17 protein-coding genes and 1 tRNA gene are annotated in these 17,889 nt (G+C 42.8%); 5 read left to right on the top strand and 13 right to left on the bottom strand.

The annotated features are described in order from the left end of the window. Positions 1-10: 10 nt before the first annotated feature. From pnuC to rbsD, 7 genes are all read right to left on the bottom strand, one after another. Positions 11-742 (bottom strand): nicotinamide riboside transporter PnuC, encoded by a 732-nt coding sequence (pnuC, locus tag R7P69_RS06760; protein WP_025767870.1) that lies wholly within the window; start codon positions 740-742, stop codon positions 11-13. Positions 743-1,241: 499 nt separating this feature from the next. Next, positions 1,242-2,264 (bottom strand): substrate-binding domain-containing protein, encoded by a 1,023-nt coding sequence (locus tag R7P69_RS06755; protein ID WP_025767871.1) that lies wholly within the window; start codon positions 2,262-2,264, stop codon positions 1,242-1,244. A gap of 35 nt (positions 2,265-2,299) precedes the next feature. Continuing rightward, on the bottom strand, positions 2,300-3,217 hold the full coding sequence (gene rbsK / locus R7P69_RS06750; RefSeq protein ID WP_017820311.1) for a ribokinase: 918 nt from the start codon (positions 3,215-3,217) through the stop codon (positions 2,300-2,302). 223 nt (positions 3,218-3,440) lie between these two features. Beyond that, complete coding sequence (rbsB, locus tag R7P69_RS06745; RefSeq protein ID WP_005373143.1) at positions 3,441-4,319, bottom strand: ribose ABC transporter substrate-binding protein RbsB; 879 nt, start codon at positions 4,317-4,319, stop codon at positions 3,441-3,443. Between the two features lie 87 nt (positions 4,320-4,406). Beyond that, entirely contained in the window at positions 4,407-5,390 is a 984-nt protein-coding gene (gene rbsC, locus R7P69_RS06740) for a ribose ABC transporter permease (protein WP_005382618.1), read from the bottom strand. Beyond that, positions 5,387-6,892 (bottom strand): ribose ABC transporter ATP-binding protein RbsA, encoded by a 1,506-nt coding sequence (gene rbsA / locus R7P69_RS06735; protein ID WP_238952704.1) that lies wholly within the window; start codon positions 6,890-6,892, stop codon positions 5,387-5,389. Before rbsA ends, rbsC begins: the two co-directional genes overlap by 4 nt. Before the next feature lie 23 nt (positions 6,893-6,915). Beyond that, positions 6,916-7,335: a D-ribose pyranase gene (gene rbsD / locus R7P69_RS06730; protein ID WP_005382620.1), complete on the bottom strand. Its 420-nt coding sequence runs from the start codon at positions 7,333-7,335 to the stop codon at positions 6,916-6,918. A 473-nt stretch (positions 7,336-7,808) separates the two neighbouring features. Between rbsD and R7P69_RS06725 the strand changes: the two genes are divergently transcribed. Then, positions 7,809-10,169, top strand: coding sequence for an EAL domain-containing protein (locus R7P69_RS06725; protein ID WP_054574642.1), 2,361 nt, complete (start codon positions 7,809-7,811; stop codon positions 10,167-10,169). Positions 10,170-10,308: 139 nt separating this feature from the next. On the opposite strand, the gene R7P69_RS06720 is transcribed toward R7P69_RS06725, so the two are convergent. Further along, entirely contained in the window at positions 10,309-10,884 is a 576-nt protein-coding gene (locus R7P69_RS06720; protein ID WP_025767876.1) for an imm11 family protein, read from the bottom strand. Positions 10,885-11,706: 822 nt separating this feature from the next. On the opposite strand from R7P69_RS06720, the gene R7P69_RS06715 reads away from it, so the two are divergent. From R7P69_RS06715 to R7P69_RS06705, 3 genes are all read left to right on the top strand, one after another. Further along, entirely contained in the window at positions 11,707-12,348 is a 642-nt protein-coding gene (locus R7P69_RS06715; RefSeq protein WP_025767877.1) for a murein L,D-transpeptidase catalytic domain family protein, read from the top strand. Between the two features lie 328 nt (positions 12,349-12,676). Continuing rightward, on the top strand, positions 12,677-13,135 hold the full coding sequence (locus R7P69_RS06710; protein WP_017633653.1) for a hypothetical protein: 459 nt from the start codon (positions 12,677-12,679) through the stop codon (positions 13,133-13,135). Between the two features lie 86 nt (positions 13,136-13,221). Further along, complete coding sequence (locus R7P69_RS06705) at positions 13,222-13,545, top strand: hypothetical protein (RefSeq protein ID WP_042522561.1); 324 nt, start codon at positions 13,222-13,224, stop codon at positions 13,543-13,545. Between the two features lie 124 nt (positions 13,546-13,669). Here R7P69_RS06705 and R7P69_RS06700 read toward each other — a convergent pair whose 3' ends face one another. From R7P69_RS06700 to R7P69_RS06690, 3 genes are all read right to left on the bottom strand, one after another. Then, positions 13,670-14,350 carry a DedA family protein gene (locus R7P69_RS06700; protein ID WP_017820317.1) on the bottom strand — a complete coding sequence of 227 codons (681 nt, stop codon included), beginning with the start codon at positions 14,348-14,350 and terminating at the stop codon, positions 13,670-13,672. Between the two features lie 50 nt (positions 14,351-14,400). Next, positions 14,401-14,838 (bottom strand): hypothetical protein, encoded by a 438-nt coding sequence (locus tag R7P69_RS06695; protein ID WP_230855318.1) that lies wholly within the window; start codon positions 14,836-14,838, stop codon positions 14,401-14,403. Between the two features lie 87 nt (positions 14,839-14,925). Next, positions 14,926-15,444 (bottom strand): DUF4136 domain-containing protein, encoded by a 519-nt coding sequence (locus R7P69_RS06690; protein ID WP_005382627.1) that lies wholly within the window; start codon positions 15,442-15,444, stop codon positions 14,926-14,928. Positions 15,445-15,815: 371 nt separating this feature from the next. Between R7P69_RS06690 and R7P69_RS06685 the strand changes: the two genes are divergently transcribed. Further along, positions 15,816-15,890: transfer RNA gene (locus tag R7P69_RS06685), tRNA-Gly, on the top strand. Between the two features lie 16 nt (positions 15,891-15,906). Here R7P69_RS06685 and R7P69_RS06680 read toward each other — a convergent pair. Further along, on the bottom strand, positions 15,907-16,764 hold the full coding sequence (locus R7P69_RS06680) for a sterol desaturase family protein (protein WP_005373167.1): 858 nt from the start codon (positions 16,762-16,764) through the stop codon (positions 15,907-15,909). Positions 16,765-16,771: 7 nt separating this feature from the next. Then, positions 16,772-17,782: a DUF2804 domain-containing protein gene (locus tag R7P69_RS06675; protein WP_053307607.1), complete on the bottom strand. Its 1,011-nt coding sequence runs from the start codon at positions 17,780-17,782 to the stop codon at positions 16,772-16,774. Positions 17,783-17,889 lie beyond the last annotated feature (107 nt).

The raw sequence follows: 17,889 nt of genomic DNA, 5'->3' as shown, positions 1-17,889 counted from the left end.
TTTTCGTTCCTTACGCAGCAGCGTGCGCTAAGGTTTTATCGCCATTGCGCTTAGCGCTACGAGCCCACTCACGCGTGCCATTGGCAGCGATGAACATAAGAATCGCGTACTGAACAGACATTGCGTAAACACCTTGCGTCGCGTAGATACCCACACTGATAATGTTAATCACAACCCATAGAATCCAGTTTTCGACGTATTTACGTGTCATCAGAATTTGTGCAACAACAGAAAGTACTGTCATGGTTGCATCCCAGAACGGGAACGCGTCAGGCTCAAGCACCGGTTCAGCCAAGCCAGCACCAAAGAGATTCAAGCTATCAACAGCAATGTTTGCTAGCGCAAAGAAAAATGGGTCGATATAGATCGTTAATAATGCGATACATGCAACGCTAATAGAGGCAGTAGTAATAAGTTTCTGTTTATTTAACCAGCGAACTTCCAGCGTTTCACCTTGTGCGTTTGGGCGGGTCCACGCATACCAGCCGTAAATGTTCGCACAGAAGAAAAACAATTGAAGAAGCAATAATCCGTATAACTGAATTTGAAAAAAGATAACGGCAAAAAGCGTGACATTCAGCAAACCGAATAAGTAGTTGATGGTTTTTTCTTGGCTGGCAAACCAAATGCAAAGCAGTCCAAAAACGGTACCGAAAGCTTCGATCCAACTCATTGCGTAGCCGTCGCCGATCGGAATGTTAACGAGAGTATTATTAATATCGAGTAAGGCAAAGAGGTCCATAACATGTCCTTTATTATTTTGTTTGGAATACGCTTATATTAGAGCGTGATCCCCAACAAAAAGGAGGACATTTGTCCTCCTCTTGATGCACTCGATCATAATTCAGTTCAATGTTTACTTGAAAGCAATAAATGATGCTATTGAACGATGTTGGAAATAGACGTGCCTATGAATCCAAGCCTAGATAGCGTTTTTTGAATGCAGAAGCTGATGCAAATAAAGCTGACGCCAAAAGTGTAATAATAAAGCCAATTGCGTACTCAAATGCTTCATTAACCAGTAGCTGATAGCAGCTCACAAAAAAAATCAATACAACTGTAATAACATTAACTCGGTGAAACCAAGGGTGTTTTACAGATAACTTAGCGTAACCTTTTGATAACATTTAACTAATCCGCCAGACAACAATTAATAGTTTTATTTATAATCAACGACGATAGTAAGGCTTTATCGTATAAAGAGAAACGACTTTTTTAATTTTTTAGCTCAACATCACACGTCATTCAGTGACGTTTGACTTTAACCTCTTGACGCTTTTTCGTTCCACTAGAGTCGGTTCTAATTGTACGACCTGTGCCTCTGTTGACTTTTCATCCAACTTTCGGACAAGAGTCTCAACGGCAGCCTGCCCCAAACGGTACTTAGGCTGATGAATGGTAGTTAGCGATGGCGACATAAATTTCGCGATATGGATGTCATCGTAACCAATAATGGACAGGTCGTCCGGCACTTTAATATCGAGCTCATTTGCGGCGTTAATCACCCCCATCGCCATCATATCGTTAGAGACGAAAATCGAGCTAGGTAATGCGCCACGCTGAGCCATTTTTTTGAACGCTTGATACCCACCCTCACACTCGAAGTCCGATTCAATGATCCAATTGGCATTAAATTCCAAGCCCGCTTCGTTCATTGCTCGCTTATAACCTTCGTATCGCATTTGCGCTTGGTGTTTAATCAAAGGGCCAGTGATGCACCCAATTTCGGTATGGCCGCAATCAATTAAGTATTTCGCCGCTAAGTAACCGCCACGAAGTGAGTTGTCTTGGATTTTATCGCTTGTAAATAGCATCGGCCCCCAGTCCATTACCACTACTGGGATATCTGGGTAACGCTCAAATACATCGATACGCTCTCCTTCTAGCGACGAACACATCAAAATCAAACCATCGACACGCTTTTGCAATAGCGTATTAATGGATTGACGCATACGTTCGTTATCACCCTCGGTGTTACATAAAATGAGGCTGTAGCCTTTTTGGTAGCAGCTGCGCTCTACGCCTTTTACGACTTCGCCAAAGAATGGGTTGGTTGAGGTTGTCACGAGCATACCAATGGTTTTGGTACGATTGACTTTGAGGCTACGCGCCAACGCAGAGGGCGCGTAGTAGTTAAGCTCTTTTGCGGCATTGTTAACGCGTTCAGAGATCTCTTCGCTCACAAAACGCGTCTTGTTAATAACATGGCTCACTGTTGAAGTGGAAACCCCTGCCAGTTTTGCGATGTCTTTCATCGTCGCCATGTTACTACTCCTATTTTAATGAGGCGTTGTGCGCCTTATTGTTCAGCGAGAAACGCGTCCACCTCTTCGCGGGTTGGAATCGACGTTTGCGCGCCAAAGCGGGTCACAGAAATTGCAGCCGCCGCATGTGCAAACTTAATCGCTGATTCTAAAGGTAAACCTTCTAGGAGACCAGTGACGAATGCCCCATTAAATGTATCGCCCGCTGCGGTAGTATCCGTCGCTTCAACGCGGAAACCCGAGATGATTTCGCCTCGACCGTTTTGGCTTAGCCAAACGCCTTTTGCACCGAGTGTGATCATGACAATTTCTATACCTTTACCATGTAGCACATTCGCCGCTTCTTGCGCGCTTTCGTTGTCTGTTACAGTAATACCTGTCAGAACTTCAGCTTCCGTTTCATTTGGCGTAATCACGTCAATGTAAGACAGTAATTCATCTGACAATTCACGAGCTGGCGCTGGGTTCAGAATGACATTGGTTTTGGCATCTTTCGCTACACGCGCAGCTTTCTCAATGCCGCACATCGGCGTTTCCAATTGCATTAGCAAGTAATCTGCTTGGCGAATACGCTCTAAATCTGGCTCAATCGCTTCTGCTGTCAGTTTGGCGTTCGCTTCAGCTGAAATGCAAATGCTGTTCTCCCCACTGTCCGACACTTGAATCATCGCGATACCTGTCGGGCAATTTGGCTGCATCTTCACACCAGTGATATCGATGCCATCCATTTTGAAGTTTTCGCGAATGTTAATGCCGAATGAGTCGTCGCCCACACAAGCGATAAAACCGATGTCTGCATTTAATCGCGCCGCCGCGACGGCTTGGTTGGCACCTTTGCCACCTGGGATAACTTGATAGTTGCGACCATGCAGCGTCTCGCCTGGGCGAGGGAAAGAAGGCACTTGAAGAACATGGTCAGCGTTTACACTACCTAACACCACTAACTTATTCATACGGTTATCCTCGGTTCTGAATGAACCCTTTTTAAAAACTGTTTAGGAAAATACATTAGATGACTTTAACTTCTCTTCCTGACGAAGGAGTCTCGATAAAAAGCCAAAGGCATCTATACCCCACACTTTGCAGTATTTTGGGTAAGTTTGCCCTCACCTCCTAAACGACAGATATAAACGGAGGAGAGAGCAAAAATTAGGATGATTTATTGGAACTTGAAACTTACTTAGTGACTACTTTTAGTGGTACTGGGATGTACTCTTCTACTTCTTCACCTTTCAAAACTTTGTCAGCCGTTTCAACACCTAAAGCACCGATAAGGTCTGGTTGCTGAGCAATAGTTGCCGCTAGTTTGCCACGGTTAACTGCTGCAATGCCGTCTTCCGTACCATCAAAACCAACGATAACGACATCTTTGCCAGAAGCTTGAACTGCGCGAAGTGCACCTAGCGCCATTTCATCATTCTGTGCAAATACCGCTTGTACATCCGGGTTAGCCGCTAGCAGGTTTTCCATTACGTTTAGACCTTTTGTGCGGTCAAAGTCAGCTGGTTGGCTAGCAAGAAGATCCATATCGCTGCCCTTCACGGCATTCATAAAGCCTTCACCGCGCTCACGCGCTGCCGATGTGCCCGCAATACCTTCAAGTTGAATGACTTTTGCTTTTTCGCCTACTTTTTCCATGATGTAGTGGCCTGCCATTTCACCACCAATTACGTTGTCCGACGCGATGTGACTCACAACTTCACCACGGCTTGCACCACGGTCTAATGTCAACACAGGGATCTTAGAACGGTTCGCCATACGAATTGCATTAGACACTGCATCAGAATCCGTTGGGTTGATAAGAATTGCTTTTACGCCGCGAATACTTAAATCCTCGATATTCGACAGTTCTTTACTCGGGTCATTTTGCGAGTCCAGTACAATTAAGTCGTACCCCAATTCTTTCGCTTTTGCTTCCGCACCGTCTTTCATCGTTACGAAGAACGGGTTGTTTAGCGTCGAAACCACAATCGCCATGGTATCTTGAGCTTGCGCCGCTACCGATACGGTTGAAGAAAGAAGTGCAGCAGAGATAAGAGTTGCAAGTTTTTTCATCGTTCTAGTCCTTTGTGTAGGGTGAGCCAGTACACGTCCCCTGACTCGGTTTGTATTCACTGTTTTATATATACAGATTGTTATGAATTACTTGTTTTTGTTGTCTACCAATACCGCAAGCAAGATAACCACTGCTTTTGCAATCATTTGGTAGTAGGAAGAAACATCAAGTAGGTTAAGTGCATTGTTCAAGAAACCGATGATCAGCGCACCAATCAAGGTACCCATGATACGGCCTTTACCGCCCATCAAGCTGGTACCGCCAAGAACAACCGCTGCGATAGCGTCTAGCTCGTAGCCCATACCTGCTGTTGGCTGCGCCGAAGAAAGACGAGACGTTACGATAATACCTGCAAGCGCTGCTAGCATACCGCAGATGGCGTAGACACCAATCTTCACTCGGTCTACATTGATACCTGATAGGCGAGTCGCAGACTCGTTGCCGCCTAGTGCGTAAACATAGCGACCAAAGCGCGTGTGGTTAAGTAAATACCAAGCCGCTGCGAACACAACCACCATTAACCAAACAGGAACCGGAATGCCTAGCGCGTAGCCAGTACCAAACCATGCAAACGCATCTGCGGTGTCAGTAAAGCCTGTCGAGATTGGACGACCTTCGGTGTACACCATGGTCACACCTCGTAGTAACGTCATGGTAACCAGCGTAGCGATAAATGCCTGCACCTTACCCTTCGCAATAATGATACCGCTAATCGCACCTAACGCTGCACCTGCGACTAAAGCAGTTGGAACCGCCACCAGCACAGGAACCTCAAGCGCAATCATGCTTGCCGCAAAGGCACCACACAACGCCAATACCGAACCAACACTTAAGTCGATGCCTGCGGTTAAAATAACTAATGTCATACCCACTGCGATAATGGCATTCACGGAGGTTTGACGAAGAATGTTGAGAATGTTGTCGACCGTAAAGAAGTTCGGGTTCAAAAATGACACAACAACGATCAGAAAGATCAGAGCTATCAGTGATTTTTGTTCAATCAGCCACTCTTTTGTGAACAACTTCTTGTTGCCAGTTTCGGTTGGTTTGCTCATGGTATTCGTACTCATGCTGCTTCCTCATTGATCTCTTTGCCCACGGCACAGGCGAGTAGTTTTTCTTGATCGGCGTCTTTCGCATCGAATTCGCCAGTGATACGACCTTCATGCATCACTAAAATACGGTCGCTCATGCCAAGCACTTCAGGCATCTCGGAAGAAACCAAGATGATGCTCATACCTTCGGCCTTAAACTTGTTGATGAGCTGATAAATCTCTTTTTTTGCTCCGACATCAACACCACGTGTCGGCTCATCCAGAATCAGAACTTTAGGTTTCGTCATTAACCCTTTCGCTATCGCAACTTTTTGCTGGTTACCACCAGATAAGTTGCCGATGATTTGATCTCGCGTTGGGGTTTTAATGTTGAATAACTTAATAAAATCTTCCACAGCAATCACTTCGTCGCTGTGTTGAATCTGGAAGCCTTTGGTCAGCTGGTTTAGCGAACAAAGTGACATGTTCTCCTTAACCGAAAGACCTAAAACCAAACCATCGCCTTTGCGGTCTTCAGAGATGTAAGCGATACCATTTGCCAAGCCATCTTGCGGGCTAACCGGGTTAATAGTTTTGTTATCAAGATTGATAACACCATGCTCACTAGGTAATGCGCCGTAAATGACTTTCATGAGTTCAGTGCGGCCTGCGCCCATCAAGCCAGAAATTCCAAGAATCTCACCACGCTTGAGAGTAAAGCTCACATCCTGAACGCCAGACCCAGTCAAACCAATGACTTCAAGACAGGTTTCGCCATGTTGTACATCAATACGTGGATATTGCTCTTCTAATTTTCGGCCAACCATCATTTCAATTAGGCCATCTTCATCAGTGTCGGACACCTTGCACTCACCGATAAACTTACCATCACGAAGCACCGTAATATCATCACAGATTTCAAAGATTTCTTTAAGACGATGCGAAATGTATACGATGCCGCATCCTTGCTCGCGGAGCTCATTAATCACTTTAAACAGTGATTCCGTTTCGGTATCGGTCAATGCGTCCGTTGGCTCATCCATAATGATGACTTTCGACTCAAACGAAAGTGCCTTTGCAATTTCCACCATTTGTTGTTCACCAAGGCTTAAATCGCCAAGCAATGTTTTTGATGAATGCTTTACATTGAGACGTTTTAAAAGCTTGTCAGCTTCGTCATACATTTTGCCCCACTGGATACGCCCTAAGGAGCCGGTGAACTCTCGTCCCAAGTAAATATTTTCGGCAATCGTCAGTTCAGGAATCAGGTTCAGCTCTTGGTGAATAATGCTAATACCAGCTTCCTGTGAATCGCGTGGACCTTTAAAGGCCGCCGGCTGACCTTGATATTTAATGCTCCCCGCATCCATGTGGTAAATGCCTGTCAACACCTTCATTAACGTTGACTTGCCTGCTCCATTTTCACCCATCAGCGCCATAACACGGCCTGGATAAACATTCAGGCTTGCTTTGTCGAGTGCTTTTACGCCCGGAAACGCCTTCTCAATTTCGCTTAGTTGTAGAATGGCTTGAGTCATAATCTGTCCTCAATATCTCTGGCTTAAAAAACCACGCCCGCTTGGAAAATAACGTTCGCATATGGCGAGCATTCGCCGGTTCTTACGATAGCGCGACTTTGCGCCGTGCGTGCTTTAAACGCTTCATGTGACACGTAGCTCACCTCAATAGATTTGCCCGTTTCTTCACTCTCTTTGCTCAGTTCGTTGAGCAACGCTTCATGCAAAACTGGGCTTGCATCAGAGAACTCTTCCGCAATGATGACCCCTTCGATTTGGGACTCAGATAGAATTACGCGAACAGTATCAAGAAAACTTGGTACCCCATGCGTTAGCGCCAAATCGATTCGCTGAACATGCTCTGGAATTGGTAGACCAGCATCACATATCGTGATCTCGTCGGTGTGGCCTAGCGTCGCCACCAAGTAAGAAATATCTGAGTTAATTAGGGTACTTTTTTTCATCTCATCGACCTTTCGGTTACACGTTCATACAACCATGAGCGCCTGTCTTAAAGTGTTTTCGTTATTAACAGAAAACTCATCGAAACGTTTCGATGAAATAATAATTCGTCATCGCAATTTGACCAGTGTGAGATCGATAAGGTGTGAGAATGATCTGTAATTCAATTGTCATTGAATAGGAAAAGTGCACTTGAGTCACACTTTACCATCGAAACGTTTCGATGATGGTATTTACCTGTCATTACGGTTAGGTTTTATACAGGGAGGAAGGAAAAGAGACGTCCAACTACTGAGAAAACCTCTAGTTAATAAGCTCGAAACCTTTCACGTCATCACAATTCTTAGATAGCTGCCTGATTTTGGAGAACGCTCACCTTACAATCTGGTTACAATTTGCCAAAACACATCATCCGTTCAGTACCTTACCTGGTACGCGACGTTTGTAGGGACACAAACGGAAACTAAGAACCATAATGAAGTTAAGCAATAGAGTCATTTTGCTTGTCGCGCCAGTGATCTTATTAAGCGCGTTAGTATCTAGCTATATTATTTATAGCATTCAAAAAGTGACGCTCATCAAGCGGGAAGACAGCTATATTCAGTTGCAGATGGAAAAGCTCGCCGGGCAGTTTCGACAAGCGAATATTTTTCTTAATAGCTATGCCTATACGCTCAGTAAAAGTGATGTATTACAAGACTATTTGGTTAATCATAACAACCCCTATCGTGAGCGAGTCTTGTTTAATCGATTAGACGAGACCGCTGAAGTATTAAGCCATGGTTACAAAGGCGATGCGAGCATGGCGATCCTCGACGGCAAACAAAACCTTCTCTATTACACAGAAAACAAATATTACGAATCATCAGGTGTGGTCGACCCAAAGGTGTTAGAGTACATATCACGAAGTTTCAATGAGAGAGAGGCTTTCAGTCACACTGGCTTTATTTATAACTCCAGTGGACAAAGCATTCTTCTTCAATATGAGGTCGTCGACAAAAGAACGGGGACTCACCCTTTGAGCTTTGACTCAAAAAATGTGTTTTTTGTGGTAGTTTCCGTATCACTTGAAGCCTTTAACGAGATTAAGCATGACATCGAGTTTGACACGCACAGCGTGATTACTTTCGCCGACAAACCCATTTATCTTGATATTCCTCTCGCTCAAACCATTGAGCTGCTGCCGCACTTTTATGCCGTGCTTTCTCCTGCCGAATATTTAATGTGGAATAAAGTCGATAAAGTGTGGCTAGAACTTGCTTTCTCCTTTGGCGTAGCGGCGTTTTTCACTATCACATTAATCATTTTGGTGTTGTACCGCTATGTGTTGCGCCCTGTTTCTCGCCTTGATAAGCAGCTGAACGAACTTGAATCTAATCAACGTGACAATATTGAAAAGCTAGAAACAAACGATGAAATAGGACGCCTCTCTGCACGCTTTTTTGATATGTATGAGGAACTTAATGTCATCTATAAAAAGACAAAACGCCTAGCTGAAACGGATCACCTGACGCAACTCGCCAATCGCCATCGTTTTCATGAGCTTGCCACTCGTGAACTTATCTCCCCTTCGCAGTTTCTGTGGGTTGTTTACGTCGATCTTGATAACTTTAAATACGTGAATGATAAATACGGGCATGAATTGGGAGATAACTTATTAAAAGTGTTCTCATCACACATCAAGAATGCTTGTCAAAAGTTCTCGCACGATTACAACAGCCCCTGCTTTGCCGCCAGGTTATCTGGTGACGAATTTGCAATTTTGCTGAGCTCAAATCAAGAGGTAAAACGCTTGCCTGATTTGCTTGCATCAGAGTTACTAAAACCGATTAGTAATCTCAGTTCATCTTGGAGTAATTCATTTCCCGTTACGGCAAGCGTAGGTATTGCACAATATCCTCAAGACGGTACTGACATCGCGAAGTTACTCTCCAGTGCCGATGCGGCTATGTATCAAGCAAAACGGGCAGGGAAAAATCAATACGCCTATTATTCAGCCGCTCTCAATATTGAGTCTCAAAGACGAAGTCAACTTGAACGTGCGCTCCGAAAAAGCAATGTAGAGGAAGAATTTCACCTTGTTTTTCAACCCTATATGAACAATCGAAGCAACGAAATTGAGGGGTTAGAAGTCTTGTTGCGCTGGGAAGCCGAAGGTATCGGCCCTATCCCTCCAAAGGAGTTTATTCCAATTGCAGAGCAAGCCGGATTATTTGATAAAATTGACCGCTGGGTTTTCGCCAATGCAACGGCGGAATACCATCAATTAAGGAATATTTTCGGTAAGGATATTGTTCTTTCGGTCAATCTTTCATCAGCAGAGCTAAACTCGATAGAAATGGCAAACTACATCCATGAACAAGCGACACTGCACAGTGTTAAACCAGAATGTATTGAGATAGAAATAACCGAAACCTTTGCCGCAGAACAACAAGGCACGGCTCTACTTGATGAGCTATCAAAACGTGGCTACCGTCTTGCAATTGATGACTTTGGTTCTGGTTACACATCGTTAACTCAGCTCGTTCAGTATCCGGTTCAAAAAATCAAATTTGATCGAGAGTTCCTCGTTACATTGATGAACACCAACAACGGACATGTGATCAAACCTATTATTGAGCTATGCCATGCCCAAAATAAAACGGTTACAGCAGAAGGTATTGAACACAATATGATGCATGAATGGTTATCGGCATACCGCTGCGACTATATGCAAGGCTATTTATTTGGCAAACCAATGACTAAAGAACAATTGAGCTTGTGGTGGCAATCGGCAAATGACGACAGTCGATTTGATGCGTCCATGGTCAGCTCAATTAGGGTTTCAAGAACATAAGTTAAGGGGAGAAGTACAGCAGTCACAGCTGTGGCGGCTGTATTTAGTTATATATGAGCTTCATTGATAGATGCTCAGCTTTTGTTCCCCCATACCTATATCTATGACTTTAGTCGAGTAAATCACTATTTATTCGTTTTTAAACCAGCACTTCCTTGAAATCCAAACCGGTCAAATTCAGCGCTTTGACGCTATCGTACAAGCCACCTTTTTTGTCCGTGCAAAACGTTCTGAGCCCAGCACCTTTTACTCTGAACAAGTCAGATTCATTAACGGCTTCCCTATTCAAAACGAGTTTCTTAAACGGTCTAGCACGACTTAGCTTACCATGACGAAGATTATACTCGGTAGCAGAGGTATCAATGGCATCAATTTGAGTGACAATGTTTAATGCTCGCCAAGGCTTTCCTTGTAGATTTAATGGTAAAAATTCGACATTCTCGCTCAACACATCGAGCTTATCCGCAATAGAAGCGGATACAGCAAGAGTAAAAGATCCCCATGCTGCAATATCAGGCCTGGGTAATGGCTTTTCACCCTTAACGTCTAACCATTCAATATCAATACTTTTCCAACTGGCTTTAACAGACTCTCCATAGAGTTGGATAGGTTTGCTTGCCGTTACTTGAAGAGACATTTCCAATGGCGACTCTCGCAACATTGCAAAATCATTAACATTGGGAGTGACAATAAACACTTTATTAAATGCTGTCATAACCGTCCTTAAATCAATTTGAGCGCTTTCAAACCAAACATAATAAATAGAGTTTACTTTCATGTTCAAAAATTTAATGAATTCAGATCTGGCGTTCTTATCTTTTAATTTCTAAGTTTTATTATTTATATATTTTAATCCACACGATAGAATTATTTTTTAAATTTTTACTATGTACCCTTCCTTATGTAATCGAATAAATTAGAGAATAAACAATAGCACGCATCACTTCACTTTTGTCGAGCTCATCACTCTCACTTAAACGATACATTCACAAGTTCAATTTTTGTACGACTTAGACTTGGCTTTGTCAATCGTGAATTAAAAACAACCGATTCACCGCTGTTTTACTGCCTTTTCTTACCACCCTGTTGTTTATTCATACATTATAAATGCACTTATACACATAACGATTCGGCGTTACGATTTGTTACGAGTTAAATCACAAACTTTTGAGGTATTGGATAAAGCGTAGAAAAAGAAAACACATTGAAATAAAAAGAGTTTCTAAAGTACGAAAAATAAAACGCCGTTTTTATAAATTAGCAACTTCACAAATATCCTTAAACACAGTTTTATTAATTACATATATCAGATATTATTTACGCCGAAGTTTATAGAAACCATCGTTAAACTTCATATTTTATATAAGTTTCAATTAGTTAGTTTTTAACTCGAAAACTTATCGTCAACCCAATATCAAGCACCTAAGCGTGCAATAAGAAACATTGGGAATAGAATTATATTGATGTGCATGTTGTTTTAACGAATGCATGAAGCAATCGGTAAATTTGTAACACCATAGAGTTTTATTTAGCCAAGATGAAAAAGTTAATTTTATTATTTACATGTGCGCTGTTGTCTGTCTCACCTTTTGCTTTTGCAAAACAATCAGATAACGAACCCAGGGATCATTTACGACCAAAGCAAGTTGAACATGTGTTTAAACAAGCCAAGCTAGATGGCATAGTAGACTTTAAGTTGTTCAGTGACGCTTACATCGCTTATCAGAAGACACCCGATAGAAAGAAGTCGGTACTAACGATCATCGACTATAGTAAACCATCAACTGAAAAGCGTTTTTATGTGGTTGATTTAGATAAAAAGAAGCTAATCTACAATACGTATGTTTCTCACGGCGTGAACAGCGGAAAGAAAACAGCGACACAGTTTTCAAATGTCGTGAACTCGCGAAAAACATCATTGGGCACTTTTTTGACTGATACCACTTACTACGGCTCAAATGGCTATTCACTTCGATTAGATGGGCTAAGCTCTGGATTAAACGACAAAGCTCGCGAGCGTTACATTGTCGTGCACGGTGCCGATTACGCAAACCCTTCCTTTATCAAGAAGAATGGATACCTCGGACGCAGTTGGGGTTGCCCTGCTTTACCAAAGAAGTTGTCTCGCGAGATCATTGACACTATAAAAGGCGGCAGCGTTATTTACGCAAGCGCGTAATACCGATGCGACACATATGGGGAAGAAAAAAGAAGATTCTATTTCTTCCCCAGTAATAATCCTGTTAGCTTAATCGTCCTTGTGCAACGACTCTCTTTCCATTTTCGCTTACTCGAAAGCGAAAATTACTGTGTTATTCGCTCATATACCTAAGTGCGATCAGAAAACTCTGTTCATCCCCCTTCCATCTCGTTAGTATACGCTGAGTTCATCAGACACTGGCTTTCATCGTTATCATAGTTCCACTAAGATTCCTTAATCATGGTGGGTAACTGTGGCTTTATATGTTTAGGGTTACTTCTTGCGTTATCTACACCGTATATTATTGATGCTTTCTTTGTCCCTGCTCTCAGGGCTCATCACAGCTTCATATGCGCATGAGTGGCACCACACCAAACATTACACTTCCGAGCGCCTACTTAAACTCTCTCAACAAGACGATTTTGAGCTAGCACACACTGATTTTCATGCCTCAGCTTCTCTGAGCTCTTGGGGTTCAGAAAGTTACTACCTACATATAAAGCGCGAGTTGTTCGGGCTTGTCTCCTGTCGCCGAACATCAGCTACTGATGGCGTTTTATCATCAGATTTTACTCCTGATTATTTTTTACTTATTGCTTTCTCTTCTCCACCACTACTGGAGTTGGCAAAACAAGCATCTCGCTTACCTCTAGACAGTTATGGCGGACTCATGAGTCAACGCTCTCTTTATCGCCTCTCAGGAAGAAAGGAAGCGAACTTAATGTACGTCTTTACTCATGGTCGCAACGCCTTCTCTGTTGTTTAACTTTTTATGACATACAGAGAACACGAAAATGTAACGATAAGAGCCAATATGCTCATTGTTACTAGAACCAATTTGAGGTCCATATAATGACAAGAATCGCTACAACCATCGCACTAGCATTACTATTTTCAGCGGGCTCAACCTTTGCAAACACAGAAACTAAGCCAGAAGAAATGAGTAACGACACTCTGTTAGAGTGTGCCAACGTTTCTAACGCACGTATTGCAGTTCCGGAACACAGAGCGATGTTCAGACACTACTTAATGTCTGAGAGAGACTACAGCTTTGACCAGCTATCGTCTGCCGAACTTGAATTTAAAGCAGCAGATAAGAATGAGTCTGAAGTAGAGAACATCTACAAGTCTCAGTGCAAAGAAGTTGGCGAATACCTATATAGCATTGGCTATTAAATTCGAAACCCTAACGACACTCAAAAAGAAAGGCGCAATGTATGCGCCTTTCTTTTTACTGACAAAAGCCTGTCGATTAGATGTCTAATCTGCATACAAGCTTAAAAGTGCAAATCAAGTAAACTTACTGAGAAAACTCAGACACATCCTTGGGTTTACAGAACGCTCGACGTGCTTTAACAAACAAGAAACTAAGCACTCCAATCACAAGAGTAATTATTGGTGCCGCCATTAATAGCATTGTGATTGCTTTGCTCATATTTTCCGGTAGCAAAGGAAGTAATGAACCGAAACCGCATAATATCAGCGTCCATAAAATCGCACTCAGCCACGCAAAGTAATGGAATTTACTAATACGTTTCACTCGCAACCCCATCATTAATGGCAATAGGGAACGAACAACCGGAATAAACCGCGCGCACAAAAGCGCAATCAATCCATGTTTACTGAGTAATACGTCGACTTGTTCCAAACGCTTTTGAGGAACCGCACTCACCCAGCCTTGGACCTTAGGTAAGCGATTTAGCCACTTGCCTTGTAAATAAGCCGCCCAACTTCCCAACCCCGCACTAACAGCTATCACCAACATGATCATAATTGGGTCAAGGACGCCAACCGCCGCCAGCGTACCGGATAATACGACGACACTGTCGCATGGGAAAGGTGCAGCAGGAATAAAACCACTTTCCAAAAAGATAATCACAGCAACAACAAAATAAACCAAACCTGCACTGCCTGGCGCCATTAACGCCGTGAAATCTTGATGCCAAAAAGCACTCAAGACCTGAATGATCGAATCAAACATAAACCGCTCCCAAGCATAATTAACCAAAAGTTGCAAAAACATGGAATGTGTTAGCGAGCATGTATAAAGCGGTATATGAAATTCGATTCTTTTCTCACGCCGATTCTGTATTTAAAGTGAGTAAAAATACTTTCAATACAACAACCTAAAGCCTCATTGCCGATGCGTTTTAGCCGCTTCATCGAGTAAATTGCCGAACGATGCGCCCACCATACTACATCAAGCATTTCAAACCATTCGGGCTCTACATCGTCGTTCGAGCTCATTTCCTTAGCATGGCTAACCCTCAATACATTCCGGCTGTTTAAACTCGGATAGTCTTGTTGTATTGGAGAGATAGGATGTTCTGAAAAGTGCTTCGACTTAGCGTCAACAGCAATATTCTGGTTATGAAAGGAAAGAAAATTTGGGTGTGAGTGCGCCAGGCTCATGCTCGGAGCCAACAAGCAGAAAAGTAGTCCGAGTAAAGCAATCAGGGTCGTACGCACAAAGGTAACCAAAACCAAAATAATAAGTTCTTTTAACCCTGTGCGTAACTATTGGCAATTAGTATTCTTAATCGTTAAGAATACTAATTATTTTTCACCGTAAGGGTAGCTTTCAAACATCTTCGCGATTTCTTCTTGGATGAGAGATTCTCTTTTCTCAGAGCTCATTGACTCAGACAGTTTACGACTTGAAACGCCTTTCCAAACGACTTGATTAGCCTTTGCATCAACCAGTTCAACCACCAACTTCCCATACTTACGTTCTTTATATCTTTCTGGGCTTGAAGTGATCACACCAAAGCTATTCCAGCCATAGCCAAAGCTCACCGACGATCCTGAAGAAACAAGCTCGGATTCTTCTACGATATCATGATGTACGTAAAGGTCACCGCCACTATTTACCTTAATTAAACCCTTACCCTCAAGCTGTTCAGCAAGCCCTTGCTCAATACGTCGACCATCAATACTGGTAGGAGCTTCCGCCTGAGCACCGAAGTCAAACGTTCTGTAAGCTGAAAAGTCGGCTTGTTTATCTACATCGGTTGTAACGGTAGTACAAGCAGATACCAGCATCACCACCAGCCCTAATATCAAACCTCTCATCATGTTAAATCTCCTTTGGTTAAGCTGACTGTTTCAGCAGAATTACCCTGTGTTATACATACGCATCAACAGTAAAAAGTAATCATTTCAATATCTAGTCTTGACCATGAAACGTGACTGTTCAATAAACGAGATTAACCTTTACACAGAAAATCTTGAATATCATCAACATCTAAACACCTAAGAATTCGGTGTTTACGACCTAATTGGAAGCCTCTAGGCTTAGTAACGAAATCGCGAGTGCCACAAAAAACCAGAGACAATGAACACTTTAACATCAGTCCGCTACTTTTTTAGGCAACTGACAAACATTTGATGAGAAAAGACTTTTCTTTTTCGTCCAGTGTGGCATATTAACCGAGTCCTATCGATGCGCGGGCATCGTATAATGGCTATTACCTCAGCCTTCCAAGCTGATGATGCGGGTTCGATTCCCGCTGCCCGCTCCAATCTCTTTATCTCAATTTACTCATAAAAATCCGATGGCGGAGCGAACAAACGGCGGCAGCGTTGTTTCCATGATAAGTTTGGTCGAGTTACGTCATAAAACATGTCTTTCCATTCTGCAAACGTCACGCGGATGGGATTAAAGCTGTTTACAGGTTTAGAAACCCCATACCGAACCGTTTCCACCTCTGGTTCAAACGTTCCGAACATTCGATCCCAAATAATTAATACACCCGCATAATTTTTGTCGATGTACTGACGGTTCACACCATGATGAACGCGATGATGAGACGGCGTGTTAAATACCCACTCTAGTGGCCCGAGCGAACGAATTGATTGGGTGTGAACAAAAAACTGTAAGCCCAGATTAAACAACACAACGAAGACAACCCATTTTGGCTCAAAACCAATAATCACCAAGGGCAACCAAAAAATCCACATCCCCGCTAGCGGATACATTAAACTTTGACGAAAGGCGGTACTGAAGTTCATTCTTTCCGAACTGTGATGAACAACGTGCGCGGCCCACATCCAACGAATACGATGGCTAGCCCGATGAAACCAGTAATAGAAAAAATCTTGCAGGACAACAAGTAAAAGAAAAGCTGAGACGCTCATTTCGATATCAAACAAACGCCAATCGAACCACCACAAATACAACTGAGCAATCAGTAAACCCGTGAGTATGTCTGTCGCTTGGTGTAAGCCCGCAAGAACAAAATTACACGCTACTTCAGGGAAGTAATACGTCGCGCTTTCAGGCAAGCGTCCCCTTCTTTGTCCGAACCAATATTCGGCAAGCATGCAGAAAAAGAAAACTGGAGCCAGAATCATCAGAAGTAATTCTGGGCGGTCCATCAACTGCGTCCAATCCATTGTGTTTCTACCATTTTGCATAGTGATCTTCAGTAAGACCCATAACTTCTTCTAACTGATGTTTGATGCCATTTCCATCGATAAGATAGCCAGAGAAATAACCGATATACTGACGAAAGTTACTTTTGAGAAGCCAAAAATTTTTCTTCTCTGAGCGTCGATTCAAAGGCGTGAACTGTAAGTTAACTCGTTTATCTTCAGACGTAATATGCCACTTTTGCCCTTCATCACTTCGTGAAAACTGAAACTGCACAGGTTGCAAAAAGTGACGCTGACCATTAATCCACAATACATTTTCGCAATAGCCAGTTTCATTAACGCCAGCTGCCAAGTTCAACCCCAGACGCCTGTCATCCTCAAAGCAATTGATACTTGCCCAGCGCCAACTTGTTTCTCGCCGCATGTACCCAGCGGAAAAATCGTAACCAGCAGCCACCTCTGATAGATCTTGCTCTTTTCCTAATATGAACAAGTTACCGTCTACTGCTAACGCATTGTGCTTCTGAGTATATGTCCAACCCGCATAACCTGTTGGCGTACACAACATTAATGGCAAACTCATATTTTCTGGACGTAAATAGAGATCCGCATTGACTGACTCTGTCACAAAGTGGACGTGCCAAATACCATCCTTAATAGAAAACTGAACTCTTTTGTTAGCAAGATGGGCAAGACTGCACCAACTGGAAGGCTGAGTTTGATAACCTATATTAAAAGGTTTCAACCATTGTTGCTCAATCAACTTATTCTTTTTAATATCAAACAGGTAGCAAAAGCCGGATGCTAAATACCGTATATCAGCAATCGCTACTCCAATGACGTAATCAGGTGTGACCAAATTGACGAACTGAAACTGCTTATAATCGCGGTAACGGCGCCACTTAGACACTGGCTTATCCATCTCATCGAGGTAAGTAAATTTATCTAGCTGTAACGATGTTGGAATTCCATCAAGGTGGCCAAACGCTGGTAGACCATTCTGCTGAATAAACGAGTTCAGAACCTTAAGCTCATCCATATAGTTGTCTTTTCACAAGTTATCACACACACAAACTTTAACATGACGTTAACATAAACAATTTGCGTAACTGCACAACAACATCGACTAAAGTGATTTCTGCTTGT

This window comes from Vibrio sp. 661 (assembly GCF_033339315.1).
GTDB classification, from domain to species: domain Bacteria; phylum Pseudomonadota; class Gammaproteobacteria; order Enterobacterales; family Vibrionaceae; genus Vibrio; species Vibrio alginolyticus.
The sequence above is the reverse complement of the archived record's forward strand: the minus strand, read 5'-3'. Positions and strand labels throughout refer to the sequence as shown.

Bases quoted from the DNA above. Each gene is read 5' to 3' on its own strand.
- pnuC (WP_025767870.1), bottom strand. From the start codon at position 742: ATGGACCTCTTTGCCTTACTCGATATTAATAATACTCTCGTTAACATT.
- R7P69_RS06755 (WP_025767871.1), bottom strand. From the start codon at position 2,264: ATGGCGACGATGAAAGACATCGCAAAACTGGCAGGGGTTTCCACTTCA.
- rbsK (WP_017820311.1), bottom strand. From the start codon at position 3,217: ATGAATAAGTTAGTGGTGTTAGGTAGTGTAAACGCTGACCATGTTCTT.
- rbsB (WP_005373143.1), bottom strand. From the start codon at position 4,319: ATGAAAAAACTTGCAACTCTTATCTCTGCTGCACTTCTTTCTTCAACC.
- rbsC (WP_005382618.1), bottom strand. From the start codon at position 5,390: ATGAGTACGAATACCATGAGCAAACCAACCGAAACTGGCAACAAGAAG.
- rbsA (WP_238952704.1), bottom strand. From the start codon at position 6,892: ATGACTCAAGCCATTCTACAACTAAGCGAAATTGAGAAGGCGTTTCCG.
- rbsD (WP_005382620.1), bottom strand. From the start codon at position 7,335: ATGAAAAAAAGTACCCTAATTAACTCAGATATTTCTTACTTGGTGGCG.
- R7P69_RS06725 (WP_054574642.1), top strand. From the start codon at position 7,809: ATGAAGTTAAGCAATAGAGTCATTTTGCTTGTCGCGCCAGTGATCTTA.
- R7P69_RS06720 (WP_025767876.1), bottom strand. From the start codon at position 10,884: ATGACAGCATTTAATAAAGTGTTTATTGTCACTCCCAATGTTAATGAT.
- R7P69_RS06715 (WP_025767877.1), top strand. From the start codon at position 11,707: ATGAAAAAGTTAATTTTATTATTTACATGTGCGCTGTTGTCTGTCTCA.
- R7P69_RS06710 (WP_017633653.1), top strand. From the start codon at position 12,677: ATGCTTTCTTTGTCCCTGCTCTCAGGGCTCATCACAGCTTCATATGCG.
- R7P69_RS06705 (WP_042522561.1), top strand. From the start codon at position 13,222: ATGACAAGAATCGCTACAACCATCGCACTAGCATTACTATTTTCAGCG.
- R7P69_RS06700 (WP_017820317.1), bottom strand. From the start codon at position 14,350: ATGTTTGATTCGATCATTCAGGTCTTGAGTGCTTTTTGGCATCAAGAT.
- R7P69_RS06690 (WP_005382627.1), bottom strand. From the start codon at position 15,444: ATGATGAGAGGTTTGATATTAGGGCTGGTGGTGATGCTGGTATCTGCT.
- R7P69_RS06680 (WP_005373167.1), bottom strand. From the start codon at position 16,764: ATGGATTGGACGCAGTTGATGGACCGCCCAGAATTACTTCTGATGATT.
- R7P69_RS06675 (WP_053307607.1), bottom strand. From the start codon at position 17,782: ATGGATGAGCTTAAGGTTCTGAACTCGTTTATTCAGCAGAATGGTCTA.